At 34.6% G+C, this 18,101-nt stretch carries 18 protein-coding genes and 1 pseudogene; 16 read left to right on the top strand and 3 right to left on the bottom strand.

Going from position 1 to position 18,101, the window contains the following annotated elements; translation table 11 throughout:
• The first annotated feature begins 19 nt into the window (after window positions 1-19).
• The 8 genes and pseudogenes from Q0K35_RS07490 (at window position 20) to Q0K35_RS07455 (ending at window position 8,206) form a co-directional block, all read left to right on the top strand.
• Window positions 20-637, top strand: coding sequence for an Abi family protein (locus Q0K35_RS07490; RefSeq protein WP_365936218.1), 618 nt, complete (start codon window positions 20-22; stop codon window positions 635-637).
• Between the two features lie 694 nt (window positions 638-1,331).
• Window positions 1,332-2,102, top strand: a complete 771-nt coding sequence (locus Q0K35_RS07485) for a macro domain-containing protein (protein ID WP_294562032.1) — start codon at window positions 1,332-1,334, stop codon at window positions 2,100-2,102.
• 588 nt (window positions 2,103-2,690) lie between these two features.
• Entirely contained in the window at window positions 2,691-3,950 is a 1,260-nt protein-coding gene (locus Q0K35_RS07480; RefSeq protein WP_294562031.1) for an extracellular solute-binding protein, read from the top strand.
• Window positions 3,951-4,418: 468 nt separating this feature from the next.
• Window positions 4,419-4,706, top strand: coding sequence for a metalloregulator ArsR/SmtB family transcription factor (locus Q0K35_RS07475; RefSeq protein WP_294562030.1), 288 nt, complete (start codon window positions 4,419-4,421; stop codon window positions 4,704-4,706).
• Window positions 4,707-4,780: 74 nt separating this feature from the next.
• A pseudogene (locus Q0K35_RS07470) lies at window positions 4,781-5,808 on the top strand (permease).
• Between the two features lie 17 nt (window positions 5,809-5,825).
• Complete coding sequence (locus Q0K35_RS07465; RefSeq protein ID WP_294562029.1) at window positions 5,826-6,161, top strand: thioredoxin family protein; 336 nt, start codon at window positions 5,826-5,828, stop codon at window positions 6,159-6,161.
• Window positions 6,162-6,414: 253 nt separating this feature from the next.
• Window positions 6,415-6,798 carry a desulfoferrodoxin family protein gene (locus Q0K35_RS07460; RefSeq protein WP_294562028.1) on the top strand — a complete coding sequence of 128 codons (384 nt, stop codon included), beginning with the start codon at window positions 6,415-6,417 and terminating at the stop codon, window positions 6,796-6,798.
• A gap of 997 nt (window positions 6,799-7,795) precedes the next feature.
• Complete coding sequence (locus Q0K35_RS07455) at window positions 7,796-8,206, top strand: TIGR04076 family protein (protein ID WP_294562027.1); 411 nt, start codon at window positions 7,796-7,798, stop codon at window positions 8,204-8,206.
• A 100-nt stretch (window positions 8,207-8,306) separates the two neighbouring features.
• Here Q0K35_RS07455 and Q0K35_RS07450 read toward each other — a convergent pair whose 3' ends face one another.
• Genes Q0K35_RS07450 through Q0K35_RS07440 form a run of 3 tightly spaced genes read right to left on the bottom strand, consistent with a single transcriptional unit; the run spans window position 8,307 to window position 10,575 of the window.
• Window positions 8,307-8,861, bottom strand: a complete 555-nt coding sequence (locus Q0K35_RS07450) for a chromate transporter (RefSeq protein WP_294562026.1) — start codon at window positions 8,859-8,861, stop codon at window positions 8,307-8,309.
• The gene (locus tag Q0K35_RS07445) at window positions 8,854-9,399 is read right to left on the bottom strand and encodes a chromate transporter (protein WP_294562025.1); all 546 of its coding nucleotides are present in this window, start codon (window positions 9,397-9,399) and stop codon (window positions 8,854-8,856) included. The genes Q0K35_RS07450 and Q0K35_RS07445 overlap by 8 nt, the downstream gene beginning before the upstream one ends.
• A 12-nt stretch (window positions 9,400-9,411) precedes the next feature.
• Window positions 9,412-10,575, bottom strand: coding sequence for an NADP-dependent malic enzyme (locus Q0K35_RS07440; protein WP_294562024.1), 1,164 nt, complete (start codon window positions 10,573-10,575; stop codon window positions 9,412-9,414).
• 237 nt (window positions 10,576-10,812) lie between these two features.
• Here Q0K35_RS07440 and Q0K35_RS07435 point away from each other — a divergent pair, with 237 nt between their 5' ends.
• From Q0K35_RS07435 to Q0K35_RS07400, 8 genes are all read left to right on the top strand, one after another.
• Window positions 10,813-11,556 carry a MurR/RpiR family transcriptional regulator gene (locus Q0K35_RS07435; protein WP_294562023.1) on the top strand — a complete coding sequence of 248 codons (744 nt, stop codon included), beginning with the start codon at window positions 10,813-10,815 and terminating at the stop codon, window positions 11,554-11,556.
• A 151-nt stretch (window positions 11,557-11,707) separates the two neighbouring features.
• Window positions 11,708-13,264 carry a PTS transporter subunit EIIC gene (locus Q0K35_RS07430; RefSeq protein WP_294562022.1) on the top strand — a complete coding sequence of 519 codons (1,557 nt, stop codon included), beginning with the start codon at window positions 11,708-11,710 and terminating at the stop codon, window positions 13,262-13,264.
• Window positions 13,265-13,266: 2 nt separating this feature from the next.
• On the top strand, window positions 13,267-14,601 hold the full coding sequence (locus Q0K35_RS07425; RefSeq protein WP_294562021.1) for a 6-phospho-alpha-glucosidase: 1,335 nt from the start codon (window positions 13,267-13,269) through the stop codon (window positions 14,599-14,601).
• A complete protein-coding gene (gene nagA, locus Q0K35_RS07420; RefSeq protein WP_294562020.1) occupies window positions 14,601-15,803 on the top strand; it encodes an N-acetylglucosamine-6-phosphate deacetylase in 1,203 nt (400 codons plus the stop codon). The genes Q0K35_RS07425 and nagA overlap by 1 nt, the downstream gene beginning before the upstream one ends.
• 3 nt (window positions 15,804-15,806) lie before the next feature.
• Window positions 15,807-16,283 (top strand): PTS glucose transporter subunit IIA, encoded by a 477-nt coding sequence (locus Q0K35_RS07415; protein ID WP_294562019.1) that lies wholly within the window; start codon window positions 15,807-15,809, stop codon window positions 16,281-16,283.
• Window positions 16,284-16,293: 10 nt separating this feature from the next.
• A complete protein-coding gene (locus Q0K35_RS07410; RefSeq protein ID WP_294562018.1) occupies window positions 16,294-17,076 on the top strand; it encodes a hypothetical protein in 783 nt (260 codons plus the stop codon).
• A gap of 139 nt (window positions 17,077-17,215) precedes the next feature.
• A complete protein-coding gene (locus Q0K35_RS07405; RefSeq protein WP_294562017.1) occupies window positions 17,216-17,809 on the top strand; it encodes a helix-turn-helix transcriptional regulator in 594 nt (197 codons plus the stop codon).
• A gap of 103 nt (window positions 17,810-17,912) precedes the next feature.
• The coding region (locus Q0K35_RS07400; protein ID WP_294562016.1) for a hypothetical protein at window positions 17,913-18,101 on the top strand (189 nt) is incomplete at its 3' end.

Below are 18,101 nucleotides of genomic sequence, written 5' to 3'. Positions count from 1 at the left end.
TATTTTTACATAATTTGATATACTATCAATTTTATATCATTCAAATTTTGATACTAAAGGCAATTATTCGAGAAAGCTTCCAAGGCTTATTTCAATGCTGAATAAAATGGCAACGGTATCAGATCATGATTATGCGTATATTCATCATTATCAGAAAAAATATTCAAATGTGCCTTTATGGGTGTTGATCAATGTACTGACAATGGGAACAAAAAGTGTTATGTTTAATGTTTTAACGCAGGATTTAAAAGCTAGTATTGCTAAAGAATTTCATGTTAATCCAAAAGAATTGTCCCAAATGAACCATGTCGCTACTAAATTTAGAAATACATGTGCACATGGAGAAAGGCTCTATAATAAAAGAGTTAATGAAAGTATACCAGATTTGCCAATACATAGGAAATTAGACATTTCAAAAGTTAATGGTCAATACATCAAGGGAAAATCAGATTTATTTTCTGTAGTCATTTTATTAAAATATCTTTTATCAAAAGAAGATTTTAAAATGTTGAAAAAAGAAATTATCAAGAAAATTAATTTATATTTGAAAAGTACATCTTTTATCACAAAGAATGATTTGTTTGACATGATGGGATTTCCATATAACTGGGAAAGAATTACTCGGTATAAAAATTAAATATATACTGTTTAACACCAGAAGGAAATATCAAACAACTCATGATCCGTTTTATCCAGATAGGATAAATTTGAATCTGATCTGCAATCATATTGCTTATAATAAGCGAATGACCAAAGAGATATACTAAGAAGATCGGTTTACTGAACAGTATTATCAGGGTCTTTCACTTGAAATAGATCCAGACTATATCGCAAAACAGTCAACGCAGTATAATATTATGAGTCATGTGTTTCCATTGATGGATAGAATCAAATACCTTAATAGCACTGTTATACTTGTCAGGCATAAGCTGGGAGGAAGTAGCCAGAAATCTTGATCGGCGGGGAATCAAGACAGTGACTGGAAAAGATCACTGGTGTGTCAGTACGAAATGGTAAAAATGAGCATCAACTGATACTAAATGGATAATTGCCTGGTTTTTTAAGAAAATCAGGTTTTTAATTTTGATTCATTAAAAATTATGTAGAAACAAGAATTGTTTTATAGAAATATATAGAAGTGATTCAAAATCAATATTAGTTCGAAAGTAAACTGGAATTAAAAACTCGTTCGTTTCAATTTAAGCCGTAATAATTGGATAAAGAGATATTCGAATCAGTTTCTTATATTTATTGAATGCAGGTGCTCTTATCATTTTTTGGACTATGATAATGGAATTATGATATAATATCAAAAACAGGAGGTAGATATAATGATTAAATATATTAAAGGAGATTTATTTTCCTCTCCTGCACAAGTATTAGTTAATACAGTTAATTTAGATGGAGTTATGGGAAAAGGAATTGCTTTAAAATTTAAACAATTATATCCGGATATGTTTAAAAGATATCAATGGTTTTGTGATAATAAAATACTCGAAATTGGAAAGCTTTGGCTATATAAAAGTGAAAATAAATGGATTCTCAATTTTCCGACAAAGGTTCATTGGCGAAATCCTTCTAAGATTGAGTATATAGAAAAGGGATTACAAAAGTTTGTTACCACTTATAAAGATAAAAATATTACATCAATCGCTTTTCCTAAATTAGGTTGTGGTAATGGCGGCTTAGATTGGAATGATGTTAAACCAATAATGGATCAATATTTAAAGAATTTACCTATAGATATTTATGTATATGAAGGTGAGTATATTACTGGGAAAGAATTTAAAAATATTAAAGAAATGAAAGCCTGGCTGGCACAATATCCCAAAGATTTAAGTTATCTTGAATTTAAAAATGATATTTATTCATTGGCAAATGATGAAAATATAGATATTCGTCATATTGATGAAGAGGAACTTTCTGAGTTTTGGTCAATATTAAAAAATTCGGGATTCATCTCTATGGATAATATTTCAATGGATGAACGAGTGATTTTTGAATTGGCGTCTAAGTTAGAATATGTAATTCCATGTCAAATTAGTAATGGTCTTAATGTCCAAAAATGGGCATCAACTGATACTAGATGGATAATTGCCTGATTTTCATGAAAATCAGGCATTTTTATATGGAATATTGGCAGAAAAGTGTTCCTAAAAAATTGAGAAATTTGCATAATCAGAATTTTATATAAATTTAGTTAAAATTAGAAAAAAGATATTTCCACCAAGCAATAACTGTACCCAAACATGGTAAACTTCAAGCATTAAAGGTCAATAGAAAAATATTTGTTTGATAGTACGAAAAGAGAGTGAGAATAAGCTTAAAATAATGGTTAATTTGAAGATTGAATAATGTGTTTATTTACTCTTCAAAATAGACATCAATTAATACTAAATAAAAAAATGCCTGATTTTTGTATCAGGCATTTTAAATGAAATCATGATGAAAAAGTGTTCTTAAAAGATATATTTTTTTATTATATTGATTTTTACGAATACGTGTTTCACCGATAATGAAATAATCAATGAACCAGGCTACATATATTGAAACGGTAATGAGTATAAAATGTGTGTAAAAATTAGTGAATGGTAAATGTAAAAAATAACAAAGCGAGCTTCCTTATATTGACATAAAAAAGACGGAGATTATAGAATACAAACGGTAATACCACAAGGAGGAAAAAGTTGATGAAAAAACTTTCGAAGCTGTTAGTTGCTTTTGCGATGACTATCGGTTTGGTTGCTTGTTCCAATGAGTCAGGAATAACTGATGAAGCGACAACTATCACGATTTGGCACACTTTCACTGAAAATCATGAAGCAATGTTGAAACAGATTGCTGCTGATTTTGAAAGTGAGCATGAAAACATTAATGTAGAAGTTATTGGAGGATACGATCCTAATACATATGAATCAGTAATTACTGATGCTGTCGCAAACGGTGTAGCACCTAATCTTGTATTCAATTTTTCTACTTTCGCAAATACTTTTGATGGTCAGGATGTTTTAATCCCATTTGATGATTACTGGGATTTTGATTATGCTGATCTCACTACACCAGCTGTCTATGCCGAAGCTACTAACTTCTCTGATGGAAAAGTGCATATTGTTCCGGTTTATACATCAGGACCTGTTTTATTTGTAAACAAGACGCTCTATGATCAGGTAGGAGCAGAAATTCCTACGACTTGGGATGAAGTAAAAGAAACTTCTAAGAAGATCTATGAGGAAACAGGTGTTGTAGGATTTGCGGTAGATTCATTGACTGATCTGGCACAGATTTTGATTTACCAATCTCATGAAGGACAGATCGTAGATCTTGAAAACAAAGAAGTTGCTTTCAATGATGATAAGACTCTTGAATGGGTTGAATGGTGGGCAGAAGGTGTACGTGAAGGATATTTCCAGGTTACTGCTCAGAGTGCTGACGGGTATAATTCAGGAGATCTGAACAGTGGTTTGGTTGCCTCTTATATTGGCTCCTGTGCTGGTATGCCTTATCTTGATCTTTCAAATATCAATGGAGATTTGCAGGTTGTAAGAGTTCCGATGATAGCTGATGCTGAATATGAAAATGCAGGTTCGATTTCAAATCGCGGTGCTATCGGATTCAAGGGTACTGAGGCTCAAAATCAGGCTGTGGCTGATTTTGTTGAATATTTTATTAGCCGCAATTCTGAATGGGTACAAGCAATTAGTGCTAATTCACCTTATACGGAAGTTTTAGAAGATGAAAGCTATCAAAAATTCATTCAATCGAATCCTGCTTTACAGGCATTAGAAGACCAGTTAGAGGTTTCATTTGTTGCTCCGGTGTTTAAAGGTTCTACTGAAATGCGTAACCAATTAAATGAGTTATTTAAAGGACCGGCTGATCCATCCTTCGATGCTGCAACGGCTTTACAAAATGCTGCTGATAGAACAAATGCAGCAATGCAAGCTGAATAAATACTTAAAATATAAAGGTTAATATATACTTATTTAGGCTGTTGACAAAGGTGTTGACAGCTTTTATTAACGTTAAGAAAGTCAAGATGAGATATGTATTTTCATGATCATAGATGGTTAACGGTCATATTGGAAGTCTTATTGAAAATGGCTATGTCATAGTGAGAAAAAAGAATAACATAAATCTAAAAAAATGAAGAATAAAATTTATACACTCTAAAAAACGGTATCAATCAATGCTAAAGAAATGCCTGATCGTTAGAAAATGAGGCTTTTTTAATTAAGTGTTTATGAAAAAGGATTGAAATACAACCAGCCAATTGATAAATTAATTATTTGTATAAAGGAAAGAAATCATCATAAAGGATATTCTTAAAAACATATCAAAAAAAATTGATATGTATGTTGACAATGATCTTTTTAAAGGGTATGATGAATACATCAAAATAATTTGATGTGAGGGATGGTATGGTAGATTATTCAAGAGATGTAAAAATATTTAAAGCGCTTTGTGATGAAAAAAGATTGAATATTTTAAATCATTTAAAAAGTGGAGAGAAATGTGCCTGTGTTTTGATTGATTGTATGAATATAGGGCAGTCAGCCTTATCTTATCATATGAAGATACTATGTGATTCTGGTATCGTGGTAAGCAGACAGGAGGGGAAATGGACGCATTACAGAATCAGTAAATCTGGTAGTGAGTATGCAGCAAAACGCTTGCTGGAATTAACTTCACAAACAGGCAGTAATTAATTGAATCTAGTTTATATGAGTCATCTGAAGATGGCTTTTATAAGTGTTATCACATCAAAAAAATTTGATATGAAATGAGGAGGGGTTTCTTGGAAACATTAAATTTGTTGTGGAATTTTTTTCAAGATCAGATATTGAAAATGAAATGGTTGAATGATCTCATTGGTTCTATCTTATCTGAAACAGGATTGGATATGGATCAACGTATCGGAGGAAGCATTCAGTTTTTTGTATTTGATATATTTAAAATTACGATTCTGCTGTGTATCTTAATATTTATCATTTCATATATACAATCTTATTTTCCACCAGAAAGAAGTAAGAAGATATTAGGAAGATTTCATGGTATAGGTGCAAATATCATGTCTGCTTTATTAGGAACAGTGACACCTTTTTGTTCATGTTCTTCTATTCCTTTGTTTATTGGATTTCCGGTGCAGGTCTTCCGCTGGGGGTAACCTTTTCATTTTTAATATCTTCGCCGATGGTTGATCTGGGAAGCCTGGTCTTGCTGATGAGTATTTTCGGTACAAAAATTGCTTTAGTTTACGTTGTGCTCGGACTCTTTATTGCAGTTGCCGGCGGGACATTGATAGAAAAAATGCATATGGATCAATATGTAGAAGAATTTGTGAAGAATGCAAGTAATATTGATATTCATTCTCCTTCCTTAACCAAAAAAGAGAGGGTTCAATTTGCAAGGGAACAGGTTCATGAAACTTTTAAGAAAGTTTTTCCATATATTCTAATCGGTGTTGGAATTGGCGCAATTATTCATAACTGGATTCCGGAAAGCTGGATCGAAAGCATATTAGGAAGCAAAAATCCATTTGGTGTTGTTTTGGCAACACTTGTAGGAATTCCTATGTATGCTGATATTTTTGGAACGATACCGATTGCTGAAGCTTTGCTTGCAAAGGGTAGTGAATTGGGAACGATTTTATCATTTATGATGGCAGTTACCACACTAAGTCTTCCATCCCTGATCATGTTGAAAAAAGCTGTAAAACCAAAGCTTCTAGCATTATTTATCGGAATATGTGCCATAGGGATCATCATAGTTGGTTATGTATTTAATATTTTTAGTGCATTATTTATATGAAAAGGAGATATCAGACGATGAAATTATTTAAAAGAAGCAATCGAGAAAACGCATGCTGTTGTGCTGGTCAGTGTAAAGAAGAAAATATGCAAAAGGCTGAAAGCCAAAAGGAGGGGGCAGGAATCAAGATTCTCGGATCAGGATGTATGAAATGTATCCAATTAGAAAAAGCAGCAAGGCAGGCAGTACAAGAATTAAATCTTGATCTTAAAATAGAACATATTACAGATTTTGCCCAAATTGCAAGTTTTGGTGTCATGTCTACTCCTGCTTTAGTGTTAAATGGCAAGGTAGTATCTTATGGTAAGGTTTTATCGGCAGACGAAATTAAGGACATTTTAAAGCATAATTAAATTATTTATTCAAAAGAATAGTTATGGATATCACTGGTATGTGAACATCGTTTTGATGACAGCATTTATAAGATGATTCAACGTGATTTGCATATCGTTAAGCCAAATGGAAGATGTCTGGAGGTGATGAATCATTGATGCATTAAGTTTTGTGTTTGATATTACAATGAGGTGATAATAAATTAAAAGTGCAATTCGCTTGTATAGACATAAAAATTATATATAATAGACTTGTGAGAAAGGAGAAAAACATATGAAAGATGTTAAGTTTTTTAGATGTAGTCATTGCGGTAATATCGTAGAGATGGTAAACAATGTAGGTGTGCCTATTTTTTGCTGTGGAGAAAAAATGGAGGAATTAGTACCAAATACAAGTGATGGAGCAGGAGAAAAGCATGTACCTGTGGTAAGCGTAGAGGGTGATAATGTTGTTGTGCGTGTAGGCAGTGTGGATCATCCAATGCTTCCTGAACACTTCATCCAGTGGATCTATGTACAGACCAACCAGGGTGGTATGAAAAAAGTCTTAAATCCAAATGAAGGACCTACTGCTTCATTTAAATTAGCAGAAGGTGAAAGTGTTGTTGCGGTTTATGAATACTGCAATCTGCATGGTCTTTGGAAAACAACTCTTTAAGTCATTGAATTAAGCAAGCAGACATATGTCTGCTTTTATAATGCATTGATTTATAAGAAGAAACGACATGAAATATCAATTTATTTATTATGGATAGAGTATTATAGAAAAAAAAGATTATAGAGGATCATGATGAAAGAGATATTCGATATATTCCTATATTATATTTGTAAATATTTATGAAACTAATTGCTTATATATGTTTTTTAATTCGACGCATATCAGAAAAAGGAAAGAGTTATAGCCCGATGCTTATCATTTTAGGTAGTGTTATCATTCTTACGATAAGTTTAAGTGCTGTGATTATGAGTTATTTTATAAATAATGCCAATTCAAATTTCTTACTTATGTTTTCGGGATTAAAGAGCATATATATTATGGGCTGGATTTTTTTATCATTAGGATGCCTTATATTGTTTTATCAGTTATTATTTGATGAATCATAGAATAAAAGCTCATGCAACTTTAGCTTGCATGAGCTTATTTTTATCACTCAGAATGTTCTTTGATAATTCTTTTTAATGATCAATCCAATTTTCTACATAGCCGCAGTTACAGCATACATAACGGATCACCGGTATCTTTTTAAACAACGTGATTGATGTGGTATAAATATTATTTTCGGATCATCAGGGATATGTATGATATCTGTGGATTGACATTTAGGACATGTTCCTGAAGTTTTCATCGTAAGCTCCTATTTTTATTGTGAATTTTTAAAGGTATCACAAATAAGTGGTTAGATCCATAGAATCATCTCTTTTAAATATAAAGATTTTAAAACTCTTTTCGTATAAGCATTTTGATTTGATCGATGATTTATCATAGATAGGAATCATTGAACTTGAATTGATAATGATCTTTATATATCTTTCCTCCTTGGATACAAACAGTAAATAACTGTTGTCGAGTGTTGTATAGTGTTTATTTACAAAAGCTAAAGAAACAGAGTAAAAAATATGGTAAAATAAATCCATCTTATAGTGGAGGTATAATAATGCAGTATGAATGTAAAATAACCGTATTAGAAACTAAAGTATTCCCTGAATACCAAGAAAAATATCTTGCTGATCCGCATTCAGGTCCATGTCCTTTTTTTAAAGCAGGTGATACATTTGTTTTAAAAAGAACACCGGAACAGGATGATTTTTATCATCTGATGAATGGAAGGTTTTGTGGTGAAGCATGGGATGCCATCAGCCGGTATGTATATGCTGCTCTACAGGGAGGCTCGATCATGCGTAAATGGACCAATGATGACAGGATGATGATTGCCTGTTGCAATGACGGAACAAGGCCTGTGATCTTTAAAATTGAAAGAATTGATATTCCGGAAACAGAAGAAGAAAGAGAGTGGCTTGAAAAACAAAATTTTAAGAATAGTGCCAGTGATGCTTATACTGGTTAATGATATCGTTATTTTATGTAAATGAAACCTGTGATCATGTTGATTCACAGGTTTATTGTATTATAAAAGAATTATTTTTAAATATAAGCTAACGAAAAATTTAAAATCTGAAAATGATTCCTATCATCAAAGAAATAATAATTAAAATAATTGGATGAAGATTCTTGTATTTAAGACTGACAAAATATAGAAAGCAAAATAAAGCAATACTTTTCCAATTGATAAATTCAAAAGCAAAGCTTTGTTCAATAAAAAAGACAGACATAAATAAACTGATGGTTGCGGATGCGATAAAAGCAACAACTGCAGGCTTAAGGCCATTAAAAATAGCCTGAACGATTTTTGCTTTTTTAAACTGTTGCAAATATACAGCAATGATACTGATGACAATGATGCTTGGAGCTACCAGACTTAAAGTAGCTGCTAAGGCTCCAACGATTCCGGCAATATCATATCCGACATAAGTCGCCATATTCACACCCATAGGACCGGGCGTAGACTCGGAAACAGCAATCATCATAGAAAGGGTATCAATGGTGAACCATCCATATTTTTCACCGATTTCATATAAGAAAGGAACAGTAGCAAGACCTCCACCTACGGCAAACAGCCCCGTTTTAAAAAATTCGATGATCAGATAAAATAGCTCATTCATTTTTTAACCACCCTGCCTTTGTCATGACGATACCAAGCACAGCAGCTAAGATCACAAGCCAGACGGTTGATAAATCAGTCAGGATAGACGCGAATAAAGCCGTGAAGAAAATAACGAATGACGCTATATTTTTAATGCTTTTATTCCACAGGTTCCTGATTGCATTGATCATTAGAACACAAACGGCTACATTGATGCCTTTCAAGGCACTTTGAATGATCGGGATATCAGAAAAATTTGAAATCAATGAAGCTATTAAAAGAATGATGATGATAGAAGGTGAGATTACTCCCAATGTCGCAACGATTCCTCCAATCACTCCTTTTTGATAAAAGCCTATGAAGGTTGCTGTATTTACTGCAATGATTCCCGGGGTACACTGACCAATGGCATAATAATCCATAATTTCGTCTTCGGTCGCCCAGTGATGTTTTTCGATGACTTCTCTTTGAATCATGGGAAGCATGGCATAACCGCCGCCAAAGGTAAAAAGTCCCATTTTGAACCAGGTGGTATATAATTCTATGAGTATCTTCATGATATTTCTCCATTATTGCCTGATCACATGGGAATCAATGGCTGCCTGTTTGACTGCTTCTGATACTTTTTCGACAACCCGCTTATCAAAAGGTGAAGCGATGATATAGTCCGTACGTAGCTCCTCTTCAGAAATCAAATGAGCCAGTGCATAAACAGCGGCGATTTTCATCGAATCGTTGATACGTGTGGCGCCGGCATCCAAGGCACCTTTAAAAATACCGGGAAAAGCCAGTAAATTATTAATTTGATTAGGATGATCGCTTCTTCCTGTACCGATTATATAAGCATTTGCCTCCTTTGCATCTTCAGGTTCGATTTCAGGAATAGGGTTTGCCATGGCAAAAACAATTGCTTTCTCATGCATGGAGGCAATCATATCTTTAGAAATGATATGACCTGTACTTACACCTATAAATACATCAGCATCCTTTAATGCAGCACGGATATCTCCTGATTTATGCTTATGGTTACATAGCTGGATGATAGAACGCTGACCTGTTGTCAACTCCATGCCATCATGTAAGATTCCCTGACGGTCCACTAAAATCACATCACCCAGCTTCAGCTTTAAAATAAGCGAGGCAATGGCACATCCTGCACTTCCGGCGCCATTGATCACTATCGCCGGTTCATCTTTTTTCACAAGCCTTAAGGCATTGACAAGGGCCGCACATACAACGATAGCCGTACCATGCTGATCGTCATGGAAAACAGGAATCTTCATTTTATCCTGCAGACGTTTTTCAATCTCAAAACAGCGAGGAGCAGCGATATCTTCTAAATTAATGCCACCAAAGCTAGCCTCTAAGCTTGCAATGATTTCAACGAGCTTATCCGTATCTTGAGTGTTGATACATAAAGGAATCGCATCAATTCCTCCTAATGCTTTAAATAAGGCACACTTTCCTTCCATGACCGGCATTGCAGCTTCTGCACCGATATTTCCAAGCCCTAAGACAGCCGAGCCATCACTGATGACAGCAATCGTATGTTTTCTTGCGGTGTAGATAAAGCTGTCATTTGGATGGTTCTTGATCTCTATACAAGGAGCTGCAACTCCCGGTGTATAAGCAATCGATAAGTCTTCTGCCGTTTCTAGCTTCATTTTAGGAACGACCTCTAATTTTCCATTCCATTTTTTGTGCATCTCAAGTGATTTCTTATTTAATTCCATGGTCCTGTCTCCTCATTTATTTTATCTAAATGTATTATATAAAATCTTTATGATCCTTTTAAATATGTTTAATTCTTTCTTTGGTCATTTATGATGAATATGTAAAATGAGTATGAATATAATCATCTATATGCCTATCTGCAAAGCCAAAATAATTGACACATTAACAATTGATTCATGCTTTGATTTGGTGCTAAAATATATTTATTGAAATTCAGAGAGGGGTGTCATCGAAACATGGATTTTTATTCTAACAATTATGATTTGCTTACCAACAGTGAACGAGTTTTGCTCCATTATATTTTGGATCATATTGATACGATAAAAAATATGACGTCGCAAAAATTAGCCACACAGTGTGGGGTGTCTAAGACGGTCGTTATCAATATGTGTCAAAAATTAGGCTTTGAAGGATATAATGACCTAAGATTCTTTCTTAAAAATCAGGATAAAGAAAAAGAACCTTTAGAAAGTACCGAAACTTTTGAATTCCGAATGATCGATATCGTTACTCAATCAATCCAGGTGAACAAACATGAAGTATTAGAGAAAATTGCGAAAATGATCATACGATCCAATTGCATCTATCTGATTGCAAGAGGTACATCTAAGCCGATTGCCAGTTATTTAAATCATATTCTTTTAACTTTGAATATCAAATGTATTAATATTCCTGATCTGAATCTCATGCAGCTGGTTGCCCAAAAAATGACCCATGATGAGGTTTTGATGGCTATATCGTTATCGGGAAGGACACCCCTTATCATTGAAACAGCAAAGGCAGTAAAAGCTTATGGGAATACATTGATTTCATTAACATCCTTTTCAGATAATCCGCTCAATCATTACAGCGATTTGCAGCTTTTCTGTTCTTCGGAGTCGAATGATACGAAAATAAATGATGTCAATATACGAATAGGTATGTTTGCCGTGATAGATTTGCTGGTTCACTATATTAAAATTGAACTTAGTAAAAAATGAAAAAATGTACTGGATGATTCCAATGCATTTTTTTAATAAAATGACCATGGAAATTTTTTGTGAATACTGAAATTACTACTGTCGTAAATAAGCTTCCTACATATTGTAATCGATTACATTTTGGGTTAACTTGTAATTAGGAGGAACAAGTATGAAAAAGTATAGTGAACAAATTCAAAGATTTGGTCGATCGCTCTTGCTCCCGATCGGTGTCATGGCACCTGTTGGTTTATTGCTTGGAGTATCTGGTGCTTTTACACAGTCCTATATGATCGACCTGCTGCCGTTTTTGGGGAACGACATCGTTCAGCTGATATTTACCAGTATCCGGCAGATTTCTGACCTTATCTTCAATAACATTCCAATTATGTTTGCGATGGGAGTTGCATATGGAATGGCAAAAAGAGATAAAGGTATTGCTGTATTTTCTTCAGTAATGGCTTATTTAATTCTGTTAGTTACGATGAATATCTGGTTAAGTGCTTCTGGCCAGCTTGTTACTGAAGGCAATATCGCATTGGAAGGACAGGCAGTGGTTTTAGGTATTCAAACCTTGAATGTCAATGTATTGGGTGGTATCATTGCCGGTTTAGTGGCTGCCTGGGCTGCTGACAAATTCTATAATCTTGAATTGCCGGTAGCTTTTGCTTTCTTTGCTGGTAAGAAATCCGTTCCATTGATCTCCATGGTCGTTACTTTGGTTATCGGTTTGATCTTACCATTCTTCTGGCAGTATTTTATCGCATTCTGTACAAGCTTATCAGGCTTATTGACACATAAGATCTTAGGACCGGTACTTTCAGGATTCGTCAATCGAATGATGATTCCATTTGGCTTACACCATGTATGGAATGCCATGCTGCGATTTACAGAAGCAGGCGGTACTTATGTCATCAATGGACAGACATATATCGGCTATTTAGATGCAATGAATGAAATTCTGTTTAATCTTGGCCCGGAAAGTGAATATTGGTCCATGATGCCTGAACTGACTCGTTTTGGTGCCCAGAACCAAATGGTAAGAACGATGTTCATCTTCCCGGCTATCGGTTTGGCAATGTATAATACAGCATATACTGAAAATAAAGCTCTGGCAAAATCATTGATCATGACTTCTGTCTTAACAGCAATCCTAGGTAATGTCACTGAACCGCTGGAATTTACTTTCCTATTTATTGCACCTGGATTATATGTTATTTATGCTCTGTTATGTACGGTTGGTTCATTGGCTCTCTATTTCATGGGAACAGCTGTCGGATATATCCGAGGTACTATTTTCGACTTCATAATTTTCGGTGTAATGTATAAAAATTCACACTGGATCAATATCGTCATTGTCGGAGTTGTCAGCTTTGTCGTATTCTACTTCTTATTTAAATGGTGGATCCTTCACTTTGATGTCAAGACACCTGGAAGAGAAGATGAACCTTCAGTAGATAATGTATTGATCCGTGAAAAGAGATATGGTGAAATCGCAAAGATCGTCGTTGAAGCACTGGGTGGTCCTTCAAATATCGGTACTGTAGAAAACTGTGTCACACGTTTAAGAGTAGATATCAATGATAATAAAAAGATTGATCGAGATCTATTGAAAAAATCAGGATGCTCAGGAGTCTTCTTCCCGACAACAAAACATATTCATATTGTATTTGGACCTTTGGTAGAATTTGTTCGTAATGCAGTAGATGATGAACTAGGAAGGCATTAATTATGAGAAAAACACATAAAATAACAGTTTCAGGAGCCGGTAGCTGCCGTACGCCGGCCCTGATCGGTACACTTATGAAAATGAAAGATCGTTTTCCTGTCAGCAAAGTTGTTTTCCTGGATAAAGATTTAAAAAGATTTCATAAGATCGAAGATTACTGCAAATTGCTGATCAAGGAATTCTCTCCGGAAACAGAAATCATCGTAACAGATGATTTAGATGTTGGTTATAGTGATTGTGATTTTGTTTTCTGTCAGATGCGTGTAGGCCAGAATGCCATGAGATCTCTGGATGAAAAAATTCCGTTAAAGTATGGTCTGGTCGGACAAGAAACTTGCGGTCCCGGAGGATTTGCCTATGGAATGCGTTCAATTGGCGGCATGAAGGAAATGGTAGACTGTGTTAGAAAATATTCAAAAGATACTTGGATTTTGAATTATACGAATCCTGCAGCTATCGTTGGATTAGCATTGGATATGCTGTATCCTGATGATAAGCGTATCATCAATATGTGTGACCAGCCATATTCAATGATGGTAAGTTTTGCGAAAATACTTGGTGTTGATCCTAAAACTTTAAGAGCACGTTATTTTGGTTTGAATCATTTTGGATGGTTTACAGATTTATATGATACAAATGGAAAAAATTATTTTGATCAATTGCGTAATTTCCTAAAAGATCATGATTTTAAACCATATAATGCAGAGCAGCGTACGAAATCATGGCTGGATACTTATCTGAGGGTCAATCGTATGATGAAATGCGTTCCGGAGTATATTCCAACGACATATCTGCAGTATTATTTCTATGCCGATGAAATCGTAAAAGAAAGTGATCCGAACTTTACAAGAGCAGATGAAACAATCTTAACGAGAGAAAAAGAGGTATGGGATGTTTGCGCAAAGGCAGTAGGCAGAGAAACGTTAGGAGATCTGGAAGTTTTAACTTCACCTGTATTTGGTTCTATGATGGTAGAGGTTGCGGAATCCATTGCTTATGATTTAAAGAATGAATTCATCGTCATTACAAAGAATAATGGAATGATCGATAATTTTCCAAGTGAGGCAATGGTTGAAGTCGCTGGTGTTTTAGGAAAAGATGGTGTTACAGGTTATCCATTTGGTAAGATCAAGACTTTTTATAAGGGTCTGATGGAAAATCAATTTGCATATGAAAAATTAACATGTGAAGCATGGATCGAGAAAGATTATACAAAAGCTTTAGAGGCTTTGGCACTCAATCGAACAGTTAATGATTTTGATAAGGCAAAAGCCGTATTGGATGATCTGATGGAAGCAAATAAGGATTATTGGTATTTAGAAAAGAGGGATGTTTGATGTATCTTAAATCAAAAAACATATATTTTCCTAATCAAATAAAAAGAAGCGGATACTTGAAAATCGAAGGAGAAAAAATAGCCGGCTTTTATGATGAAGTGGATCCAAGTGAAGATATTATTGATTATGGTGATCATCTGATCATTCCCGGATTTATTGATCAGCATATTCACGGATGGGGCACTGGAAGCTTCATGCATGATAAATCAGTACATTCTATCAATGAAATGAAAAAAAATCTTCCTTATGAAGGAGTTACCGGCTTCTTAGCTACATCCGGTGCTGAGCCTATCGAAGATATCGTTCAAGGAATCAAAAGTGCCAGCTATGTAGTTGAAAATCAAAAAGATGATGGAGCGACCTTATTAGGTGTTCATCTGGAAGGACCTTTCATTAATAAAGAATTTAAAGGCATGCAGAGAGAAGATTGCTGTATTGATCCGGATTTATCTGTCATGAATCAATTTATGGAAGCTCAGAGCGTTCCTCATGTCATAAAGTTAATGACAATGGCGCCTGAACTGCCTCATGCATTAGAGATGATCAAATTCTGTAAAGCAAATAAAATTCAGATCAATATCGGACATAGTGCAGCTACCTTTGACATCATTCGTGATCTCAAAGAATACGGTCTGGGCGGTGTCACTCATATGTACAGCGGCATGAGAGGGCTGCATCATCGTGAATTAGGTGTTGCAGGAGCTGCCCTATATTTTGATGATCTAAATTGTGAATTTGCGAAGCAGACAGGAATGACAGTAAAGCCGGAGGCCTTTGCACTTGCATGGCGGTTAAAGAGCAAGGATAAGATCATCATGACAACTGACTGTGGAGGTCTTGCATTAAGTAAAAAAGAGAAGTATCATTATGTCAGAAAACAGACATTTATCCCAGCTGGTAATTATTTGATCATTCGGAATGATGATGGTACAGAGGAAAAGGTGGATATACGGGAATATAAGAATGTAAGAAATCTGGAATTAAGCTATATCCGTTCCATTCAGAACTTAATTGATAACGTACATCCTTCCGTTCATGAAATCTTAAAGATAACTGCGGAAAATCCTGCGCGTTATATCGGTGTGGATGATCGTAAGGGAAGCTTGGAAGCAGGCAAGGATGCCGATCTGTTAGTGGTTGATAAAGATTTTAATCTTTTGGTAACTTATTGCATGGGAAAGAGATATATTTACGAGGAATAAGGTATGTTCAAATTTTTTAAACCAAAACCAACATCGTTCAGCTCTCCTTTTAAGGGAAGGCTGATGACGATAGAAGAAGTCCCGGATGAAGTCTTTTCCAGTAAGAGCATGGGAGATGGTTTTGCCATTGAAATGATGGATGGAAAAGTTTTGTCACCGGTAAACGGTACGATTACAGCTTTATTTCCAACAGGACATGCTGTCGGGATCAAGGCAGAAGACAGGAATGAGTATCTGATACATTTAGGTCTTGATACGGTTCATTATAAAGGTGAAGGCTTTAAAGCTCATGTTGAGTTGAATCAAACAGTAAAAAAAGGAGATCTGTTAGTAGAGGTTGATTTAGATTTTTTTAAACAACAGCATGTTAACATGATTTGTCCAATTATCGTTGTTAATTCAAATAATCGGAAAATTAAATTATTAAAGGAAGGAATTGTAGAGTCACAAGAAGATGGCTTTCTAGCAATAACGGTATGAGAGTATGTCAATGAATACGATGCAATTAGCAAAGCAAGAAATTACAAAGCACAGAATGAAATTATTGGCTTATTGCCTTATTGTGGCAATTGGCTGTTCCATTGTATCTTTATTATTTCAAAAATTGAATAATAACCTGATTCCGATGATTTTCGCATTTGTCATCAATTTGATCTTTCTGTTCGGAATGAATCTTCTGTATGCTAAAATTGTGAAACATGAGGAATATTCATATAAAAATTTCAGTGAAATTTTGAAATATAAAAATAAATTGATTCCATTGGTATTTATTTATATTTCTGTGATTGGTATTGGCATATTTTTGATCAAATTAGCTTTGGATCATCAAACGTTCATTCAATTTCTGCCGCTTGTTATATTCTTTTCTGTTATTTGCTTTAATTGCATCAATCATCTGACCTTATATGAAATACTACAAAATGATGAAAATATCTTTCAGGCCTTATTAAAAGGTGTGAAGCTGTTTGTTCATTCAAAAGGAATTATCTTTAATATTCTGGTTAAGACCATATTGATCATTTTTCTGGGCAGCTTAGTCATATATTTACTGAATATATTCGTATATGCACCGCAGATCAATCAGGCTATGCAACATGCTGCCGTTGTTGATGAACAATTATTAGAACCCTTCTTTTCAACTGATATCAGTTATCTGATACAAAGTATCGGCATGCAATTGGTGGTTAGTTATATGACCATCGTATCCGGTATGACTTATGGTGTTTATTTCTATCAACAATGTCGGATCCCTAAAAAAAGATTAAAAAAATAGAATAAAGCTCTCTTATCCAACAGAGAGCTTTTTTGATCATGGCAATGCTTAGAAAATATATGAGGTAACTGTCAAGTTGCCGCATAGTTGCTTGCAGGAACGGGCATTTGTATTATAATCTGTGTGTAGGAGGTTTTATATGACATTAGCTGAAAATATAAAAAACAGACGTATAAATCTAAAGCTCTCACAGGAGTATATTGCTGATCAATTAGGAATCAGCAGACAGGCAGTGGCAAAATGGGAAAGCGGCAAAAGCGAGCCCTCAGCGGCAAACTTAGCAGAGCTGGCTGTTTTATTGGAAACAAATGTATCAGATTTAGTTGATACAAGTGAAAAGGATGAAGAGATACGACAAAAAAATAAAGGAAAAGAACGCCAGCATAATTCTAAAATGCTTATAGGCCGATTTCTGGCCGTTGCTCTTGTCAATGCCGGATGGGATGGCTATTCATCCGGATTATATGTCGATCTGCCGTTTTATTGGCTTATATTATTTGGAATCGGTATAATTCTGATGTTTATTACTTCCAGAGATATGAGTCAAAGACATCGGATGGACAGATTTCAAATCATGGTAGGAATCATCATGATATTTTCGATATTTTTCTTACCAAAGATGCTTCCGTTTCATCAAACAGGAATCAATTATTTCTTGTCAGATCTTCTTACTGCAGTCTGTGTGATCATCTTAAATTTGAAATATTGGCGGTATATATGGAAGGTAAGATAAGAATATGATAAGGCCTGATACAGCTTGTATCAGGTTTTTATATATTAGGAAATTTCAATTTTGATGGACAGGAAGATAATGAAAGAGAATGAAGAGGATCAAAATGAAGATCAAAGAAAAGGAAACAAAATTAGAAAAGTTCATTTGTGAAAAGGAACAACTGATTCAAAAAACGAAACAGCATGAAACAACAGAAAAGGACTATCTGTATGAAGTAACTGTGATCGATCCTGAAATAAAGAAGCTGAAGAATCAGATCAAATTATTAAAATACCGATTAACAAGAGAAAAG

It is taken from the genome of uncultured Traorella sp. (assembly GCF_944327115.1).
Classification (GTDB): domain Bacteria; phylum Bacillota_I; class Bacilli_A; order Erysipelotrichales; family Erysipelotrichaceae; genus Traorella.
This window is presented reverse-complemented; position numbering and strand designations above follow the sequence as displayed.

Coding starts and splice junctions, on each gene's coding strand:
- Q0K35_RS07485 (WP_294562032.1), top strand. CDS start 1,332: ATGATTAAATATATTAAAGGAGATTTATTTTCCTCTCCTGCACAAGTA.
- Q0K35_RS07480 (WP_294562031.1), top strand. CDS start 2,691: ATGAAAAAACTTTCGAAGCTGTTAGTTGCTTTTGCGATGACTATCGGT.
- Q0K35_RS07475 (WP_294562030.1), top strand. CDS start 4,419: ATGGTAGATTATTCAAGAGATGTAAAAATATTTAAAGCGCTTTGTGAT.
- Q0K35_RS07465 (WP_294562029.1), top strand. CDS start 5,826: ATGAAATTATTTAAAAGAAGCAATCGAGAAAACGCATGCTGTTGTGCT.
- Q0K35_RS07460 (WP_294562028.1), top strand. CDS start 6,415: ATGAAAGATGTTAAGTTTTTTAGATGTAGTCATTGCGGTAATATCGTA.
- Q0K35_RS07455 (WP_294562027.1), top strand. CDS start 7,796: ATGCAGTATGAATGTAAAATAACCGTATTAGAAACTAAAGTATTCCCT.
- Q0K35_RS07450 (WP_294562026.1), bottom strand. CDS start 8,861: ATGAATGAGCTATTTTATCTGATCATCGAATTTTTTAAAACGGGGCTG.
- Q0K35_RS07445 (WP_294562025.1), bottom strand. CDS start 9,399: ATGAAGATACTCATAGAATTATATACCACCTGGTTCAAAATGGGACTT.
- Q0K35_RS07440 (WP_294562024.1), bottom strand. CDS start 10,575: ATGGAATTAAATAAGAAATCACTTGAGATGCACAAAAAATGGAATGGA.
- Q0K35_RS07435 (WP_294562023.1), top strand. CDS start 10,813: ATGGATTTTTATTCTAACAATTATGATTTGCTTACCAACAGTGAACGA.
- Q0K35_RS07430 (WP_294562022.1), top strand. CDS start 11,708: ATGAAAAAGTATAGTGAACAAATTCAAAGATTTGGTCGATCGCTCTTG.
- Q0K35_RS07425 (WP_294562021.1), top strand. CDS start 13,267: ATGAGAAAAACACATAAAATAACAGTTTCAGGAGCCGGTAGCTGCCGT.
- nagA (WP_294562020.1), top strand. CDS start 14,601: ATGTATCTTAAATCAAAAAACATATATTTTCCTAATCAAATAAAAAGA.
- Q0K35_RS07415 (WP_294562019.1), top strand. CDS start 15,807: ATGTTCAAATTTTTTAAACCAAAACCAACATCGTTCAGCTCTCCTTTT.
- Q0K35_RS07410 (WP_294562018.1), top strand. CDS start 16,294: ATGAATACGATGCAATTAGCAAAGCAAGAAATTACAAAGCACAGAATG.
- Q0K35_RS07405 (WP_294562017.1), top strand. CDS start 17,216: ATGACATTAGCTGAAAATATAAAAAACAGACGTATAAATCTAAAGCTC.